Annotated in this window: 5 protein-coding genes, 4 tRNA genes and 1 rRNA gene; 6 read left to right on the forward strand and 4 right to left on the reverse strand. The window is 46.5% G+C overall.

What is annotated here, in order from left to right; genetic code table 11:
• Nucleotides 1-169: 169 nt before the first annotated feature.
• The 4 genes from GT1_RS21640 to GT1_RS21655 are packed head-to-tail and all read right to left on the reverse strand — an operon-like array spanning nucleotide 170 to nucleotide 4,330.
• The gene (locus GT1_RS21640; RefSeq protein ID WP_188400461.1) at nucleotides 170-730 is read right to left on the reverse strand and encodes a hypothetical protein; all 561 of its coding nucleotides are present in this window, start codon (nucleotides 728-730) and stop codon (nucleotides 170-172) included.
• A gap of 40 nt (nucleotides 731-770) precedes the next feature.
• Nucleotides 771-1,877: a [Fe-Fe] hydrogenase large subunit C-terminal domain-containing protein gene (locus GT1_RS21645; RefSeq protein WP_188400462.1), complete on the reverse strand. Its 1,107-nt coding sequence runs from the start codon at nucleotides 1,875-1,877 to the stop codon at nucleotides 771-773.
• Nucleotides 1,823-2,341, reverse strand: coding sequence for a hypothetical protein (locus GT1_RS21650; protein WP_188400463.1), 519 nt, complete (start codon nucleotides 2,339-2,341; stop codon nucleotides 1,823-1,825). The genes GT1_RS21645 and GT1_RS21650 overlap by 55 nt, the downstream gene beginning before the upstream one ends.
• Before the next feature lie 48 nt (nucleotides 2,342-2,389).
• Entirely contained in the window at nucleotides 2,390-4,330 is a 1,941-nt protein-coding gene (locus GT1_RS21655; RefSeq protein WP_188400464.1) for a TonB-dependent siderophore receptor, read from the reverse strand.
• Between the two features lie 122 nt (nucleotides 4,331-4,452).
• On the opposite strand from GT1_RS21655, the gene GT1_RS21660 reads away from it, so the two are divergent.
• From GT1_RS21660 to GT1_RS21685, 6 genes are all read left to right on the forward strand, one after another.
• Nucleotides 4,453-5,148 carry a Crp/Fnr family transcriptional regulator gene (locus GT1_RS21660; protein ID WP_075758025.1) on the forward strand — a complete coding sequence of 232 codons (696 nt, stop codon included), beginning with the start codon at nucleotides 4,453-4,455 and terminating at the stop codon, nucleotides 5,146-5,148.
• Nucleotides 5,149-5,282: 134 nt separating this feature from the next.
• Nucleotides 5,283-5,369, forward strand: a tRNA-Leu gene (locus GT1_RS21665).
• A 106-nt stretch (nucleotides 5,370-5,475) separates the two neighbouring features.
• Nucleotides 5,476-5,552 (forward strand) — tRNA-Pro (locus tag GT1_RS21670).
• Nucleotides 5,553-5,611: 59 nt separating this feature from the next.
• Nucleotides 5,612-5,688: transfer RNA gene (locus GT1_RS21675), tRNA-Val, on the forward strand.
• A 166-nt stretch (nucleotides 5,689-5,854) separates the two neighbouring features.
• Nucleotides 5,855-5,929: transfer RNA gene (locus GT1_RS21680), tRNA-Gly, on the forward strand.
• A 37-nt stretch (nucleotides 5,930-5,966) separates the two neighbouring features.
• Nucleotides 5,967-6,130, forward strand: a 16S ribosomal RNA gene (locus tag GT1_RS21685); the annotation flags it as partial.

Below are 6,130 nucleotides of genomic sequence, written 5' to 3' on the forward strand. Positions count from 1 at the left end.
ATTTGCCTAGCATTTTGTATTTTAAGCTACTTTATTAGAGGGCGTGAGAGGATATTTCACACAGTCTGCTGTCCCCTCGTCCCATGTCCCCTCGTCCCAAAAGAGGCAGGCGCGTTTTCGCGGCCTGCCTCTTTTGGTATTTTCGTTGAAAGTATGGCTTCCTGGTGTTTCAGTTCTGTTGAAATGATTTTGCCGGCGATACTAATTGAAAGTCGAATAAGGAAGCGGCTTCTTTTGACAACAGGAATTCAGCGATTTCTTCTTTAAGGATGGAAAGTCTTACTGCATCGGCAGGGGTTAAGGTGCCGTCATGGGTTTTATAGGCCAGGGTAATGAATTCTGGCGGTAACAGACCATGCTTTAAGCTCAGGACCAGTTTTTTTTCGCCATAATCGATTTCAAAGTAATATTTGCCGCCCAGGCCGTCGGCGGCATCGGGAGCATCCTTGGCAAACGCGGCAGGAGGATCAACAAGCAGGGTTCCCCGGGATTTCGCCCGGGTAACCAGTTCCAGGCCGTCGATAATGCCAGGCCCGTGAACTCCCAGCAGGATAACGAATTTTTCCCGGGATGGCGTTTCATCAGGTGAGAGCAGGCAGCAGGCCAGTTCCATCAGCTTAAAAGCCATAGCTACTCCGCCGATAAATTCCCGGCCATGATAGTTAACCATGTCTTGAAAAGAAATTGTGAGCACATCATTACGGTCTTTAATCATTAACCTATGCGGCATCTTATCACTCCTTCTATGCTTGCAGGTTATTATTTTTTTGCTATAGTTTCCAGATAAAATCAGACAAATGCAGGCTTTTATCAAAATACTGAAAGGTCGCTTCCACATTACGGGCCTGCTCTGGTGCAATGTGATGGCAGGCTTCGGTAACCAGGTTATCCGGATAAACACCTACCCCGGTACCGTTGTCACAGCCGGCGGCGCAGTTATAAACCTCCAGCAGTGTGGGCAGGCGATCGCCGGCCGCCAAGGCCGACTGGTAATCATCCAGAAAACTATATACTGATCCGGTACCGCTGAGCTTACGGTAATGCCCCTGGGGGAATTGTGCGGACAAACATTCGGAAATTCCTCCATAGGCATTAAGGGTCTGGCCGCCGCCTTCCCGGGAATCGCTGAAATTCACCGGTTCATAGTTGCTTACATCAATACCCGCATGCAATAAGTATTGCTTTAAATGGCCAATGGTTATGTTATAATCCACGCCGGTATGGTTTGGACGATTTTGCCGCAGTTCTGAACGCTTAGCAATACAGGGTGATAAAAACGCCAGCTTTTCCGGCACATTGCGGTATTTTTTCAGATAGATTCCTGAACAGATAAGCGGGCTATATACAGGCATCAGGTGTTTTTTTAGCGCCGGTGCGTGTTTCATAATATAACTGGTAACAGCAGCGCAGGGGGATGAGATAAACGGCGTGTTCTCCTTGCGGCGCAATACTTTCAGATAGGCCCAGAGAGTAATATCTGCCCGCAGCAATACATTGTAAAAGGACACAACCCCTAATGTTTTGAGAAAGCCGAAAACCTGGCGGTAATCAGGAAAATGTCGTTGCACTGCAGGGGCGACTAATAAGGAAATCGGGGTTCCTGCAATTAAGTCCTGGAGAAAACGCTGGATATCATCCTGATATTCAACAACCTTGCCGGGACAGCTTTGCAAGCAGGCGCCGCAGGTGATGCAAGCCTGAGCGGCAATGGATTGTATTGAGCAATCGCCGGCAGCAGAGCAGCGGCTGTAGAGTGGGCAAGCAGTCAGGCAGGTCTGACAGCTATGGCAATGCTCCTGTGACACGACGATTTCGGTGCCGGTTATTGTGCGGTTTGCCGCTTGATATTGTGCCGCCTTGCCAGTAACACAAAACATAAAATACCTCCTGTGACACCGGTTATCAACTGAGGCCAGCTCAGCATCATGGTTATAATTGCTGCCAGGTTATCAGGTATATTGACTGCCAGCATGAGCCAGGATACCGAAAAATAAAGGCCGGCCATCTTTGCTATTGCGGCTGCTGCAACCGCAAACCAGCGATTGGTTGTAAAAAACAAGGTGTAAGCGGCTATATAGACAATATTGGCGGCAGCTACCGGCAGGATTAATACCGGGAGCGGCAATGCCTGCTGGAAATAAGCGATAACAGGCGCGATAACTGCGAGCAGTATGGCCGCCCGCCAGCCGGCTGTTTCGACGGCAGCCAGCAGGCAGGCGTTAACAGCACTGCCAATGACAAACATGGATACAAACGCAGGTATTGGCATAAGCAGTCTGAGTGACTGTAACAGGAACATCAGCGCCAGCAGTAACGATGCTCTGGTCATTTTTTGGTACATAGTTGCCTCCTCTCTGTGCTGTAGTTCCGGGTTTAACCGGAACAAAGGTTAAAACTTCATAAGAAGTTTGCTGTGGATGTACATGCCCTGTAAAGAGAGATCATCATCCTTTTTATTGAGCAGGTTTTCAATACCCACAGACAGAGTGTTGTTTTTATCCAGCGATTTTTCCACATTTAGATTCCAGATGGAGTAGGATTTATTTTTTTCTACATTGGAACCGGCATCATGCAAATAATCGGCATACATTTCGCACCACAGATTGGCTCTGACGGTTTTTTGATCATTGTAAGACAGGCGGGAGGCCAGTTTGTGTTTGGCGCGGTTGAGCAGCCGGGTATTGGTCACATCATTGGTTGCATCCAGGTTGGTGTAATTGACCGACCAGGAGAAGGTATCTGATAAGGGGTATTTCAGTTCGGCTTCCACCCCCTGCAGCGTTGCCTTGCTTATGTTTTCATATTGTATTCTGGTTGTGCTTACCCAAGATTCCTCAATCATGTTGTCAAGCTTATTGGAAAAATAGGTAAGTTTTCCTGTTGCCTTACCCCAATCCTTTTCCAATGACAGCTCATAAGAATCAGATTCCTCGGATTGCAAGTTGGCATTGCCGTCTAAGGTTACTACCTTGCCGTTACGGTTGACCTGAGAACTAATATACAATTGGTTGGGCGTGGGGCTGCGGAAACCCTTGGCAATATTCAGCTTAACCCTGGAATCAGAGCTGGCTTCATAGGTTAAGCCGAGTTTGGGGCTTAGATTGCTTTCAAATTTATTGCTGTCATCATAGCGCAAAGAGGTGACGGCCAGCAGCTTGGGTGAGATTTGCCATTGATCCTGTATGTATAGTGCGGAATAAGTAAGGTCGATGGAAGAACCCTCAAAGCTCTTGCCCTCATAATCAACATAAAAGATGCCTTCCCCTGTACGCACTCCTGTGCCACGGAATTTTTCCGGACGGTATTCGCCGCCGTAGGTCAGGACATGATCTGAACCGACATTGCGTGTCAGACGGGCTTCAAAGCCAGGCAGAGTGCGGTGAGAATCCCCGTAATTCATTAGTTGTGCATTAGCCAGGTTGTGTACATCAACCTTTTTATAGTAGTCAGATAAGTAAGCGCGCAAAAACACACTGCTATCGCTCTGCTGTTTCGTATAGCTTAGTGAATAATCATACCGTTCATTATCATCATGGATATTGGCTTTGATGGCTCCTTTGGCAGTTTGTTTGTAGGCAAGCTCGCGGGTATCTTCATTCATATAGGCCGCCGTGAGAGTCAGCGCTTCCTTATCTGTTAATTGATAATCTACGCGGGCGCTGATGTTTTTCCGGATGCCATAAGGGGAATAGGTTGTTCCGTCGCCTTTAAATGAAGCGTCATTTTCCAGGTGTGAGCCTGAAATAGTTACACCGGTTTTACCGTGGATGCCGGAATCATAAGTGAAATTATAGTTGTCCTTAGCGCCTTTATTGCCGGTGAAAGCCCCGTGCGCCAGGCTGAGGGTAAAGCCTGGCTCAACAGCCTGTCTGGTTATGATATTGACTACTCCGCCCATCGCGTCTGTGCCATAGAGGGAGTTGACCGGACCACGGACAATTTCAATACGTTCGACATTTTCCAGTGGTATTCGGTCAAGTTCATAATTCTGATCGATTTCTGATGAGAGGCGTCTGCCGTCAATGAGGATCATGGAAAATCGCGATTCAAAGCCGCGAATGGAAATGGCATCCCGGCCGGTTGAACGAATGATACTGATATCTGTGGCGGTGCTGATAACATCTTTCAGCGTTTGAGCACCGCGTGCCTGGATATCGGCTTTGCTGATTACCTCCACCGATGCCGGTACCAGCTTTTTGTCCATACCGGTTTTAGTGGCGGTAACGACGATTTCCGGCAGTGTAAATTCTTCGGGTGGCATTTCTTCCGCGTAAGTGTGAGTGGTGGAAAGGGTCAGCGCGATCAAGGCCAGCAGCGTTTTTTTCTTCACATTATCTCCCCCTGGTATATAATTTTAAATATATGATAATGAAAACCTTTATCAATTACCGATATGTGTATTATAATTGGATTAAGAGCTAATAGGTGTATCCCAGGTTACATATTTTGAAAATGGTGATTGAAATGGAATGTTTTATCCCTGTGGTAGCAAGCTGTCCGCTATTTAAAGATATTGACACAGCGAATATCCAAAACATTTTGCAGGGTACAGCCTACAAAATCGGTAATTATAAAAAAAATCAATACATATTTAGAATGGATCAACCGATAGCCTATATCGGGATTATTTTGCGGGGAAGTGTTGAAGTTCAAAAGAATTTTCAGTCCGGCAAGGTCGTAAGTTTAATTTGTAAAGAAAAAGGCGATTTGTTTGCCGAAGGCGCCATTTTTTCCAAAATGCCGGCATATCCCTGTCAGGTGATAGCACGCGCTAACACGGATGTTATGTTATTGCCTAAACAAGATGTTATAACTGCTTTATCAAAGCACAAAGCCTTATTGGCAAACTTTTTGACACTTATGTCGGAAAAACTGGTTATGCTGAACCAGAAGATTGAACTGTTGTCTTATTGCTCTATTCAAAGCAAAATTGCGTATTCCTTATTGCATTGTATTTCAACAGACTGGGCCAGTAATGTTATTGAGCTGCCTTACACGCAAAAGGCATGGGCCGAGCATCTGAACGTATCCCGTCCGTCCCTTTGCCGGGAACTAAGGAATTTGTCACGTGAGAAAATACTTCATATAGATAAGCGGGTAATCACCATTTTGCAGCGTGATGCATTTGAGCTGTTGCTCAGCGAATAAGAACAATCGGCTTCTCGTTCAGCCAGAACTGCTAATAGTACATGAAAACAATAGTTGAAACTATTCCTTGACGGTTTGATTGTTTTACTCTATAATAACTTCTGCACCCCAAAACGGGTTGTACAACTGAACTTGCCGGAGTGACGTAATTGGCAGACGTAGCAGACTCAAAATCTGCCGGGGGCAACCCCGTGTCGGTTCGAGTCCGACCTCCGGCACCATCTAAGCAGAGAGCCCAAGAAGGCGAACTGAGAAGTGAAGACTGATTGGTGCGAATCGCTTAGTTCTGAGCGGTAGCGAAGAACATCCTTAATATAATTTACATTTCGGGGCGTGGCTCAGTTTGGTAGAGTACCTGGCTTGGGACCAGGGGGTCGCAGGTTCGAATCCTGCCGCTCCGACCAATTTGCAATTTTACTATTGACAAATTGATTATAGGCTGTTAATATTATAATTCCTTGCTGGGGCTATAGCTCAGTTGGTTAGAGCGCTACGTTGACATCGTAGAGGTCTCGTGTTCGAGTCACGATAGCCCCACCAAATCCAATAAAATACAGTTGACATAGTATGATGACTGTGGTAACCTATAAAAGTCGCCTTGAGCGGCGCTAAGGATTGCGGTTCCCTGAAAACTGAACAATGTAAGTAATGCATCATAAAATGCCAGATGTGCAAGTGGTTAAAAACCACGTCAATTAATAACGGTGCGGAAGTAGCTCAGCGGTAGAGCATCGCCTTGCCAAGGCGAGGGTCGCGAGTTCGAATCTCGTTTTCCGCTCCAAAAAGTAAATGAGCCATTAAACGGCTTCATAATAAATTTTATGGAGAGTTTGATCCTGGCTCAGGACGAACGCTGGCGGCGTGCCTAACACATGCAAGTCGAACGGAGTATTTAGCAATAGATACTTAGTGGCGAACGGGTGAGTAACGCGTAGACAACCTGCCTCTAAACTGGGGACAACACCGCGAAAGTGGTGCTAAT

Origin of the sequence: Sporomusa sp. GT1 (assembly GCF_014634905.1) — a bacterium.
In the GTDB taxonomy this organism is placed as follows: domain Bacteria; phylum Bacillota; class Negativicutes; order Sporomusales; family Sporomusaceae; genus Sporomusa; species Sporomusa sphaeroides.

Excerpts from the sequence above, each read along its gene's own strand:
- GT1_RS21640 (WP_188400461.1), bottom strand. The coding sequence starts at position 730 with ATGCCGCATAGGTTAATGATTAAAGACCGTAATGATGTGCTCACAATT.
- GT1_RS21645 (WP_188400462.1), bottom strand. The coding sequence starts at position 1,877 with ATGTTTTGTGTTACTGGCAAGGCGGCACAATATCAAGCGGCAAACCGC.
- GT1_RS21650 (WP_188400463.1), bottom strand. The coding sequence starts at position 2,341 with ATGTACCAAAAAATGACCAGAGCATCGTTACTGCTGGCGCTGATGTTC.
- GT1_RS21660 (WP_075758025.1), top strand. The coding sequence starts at position 4,453 with ATGGTGATTGAAATGGAATGTTTTATCCCTGTGGTAGCAAGCTGTCCG.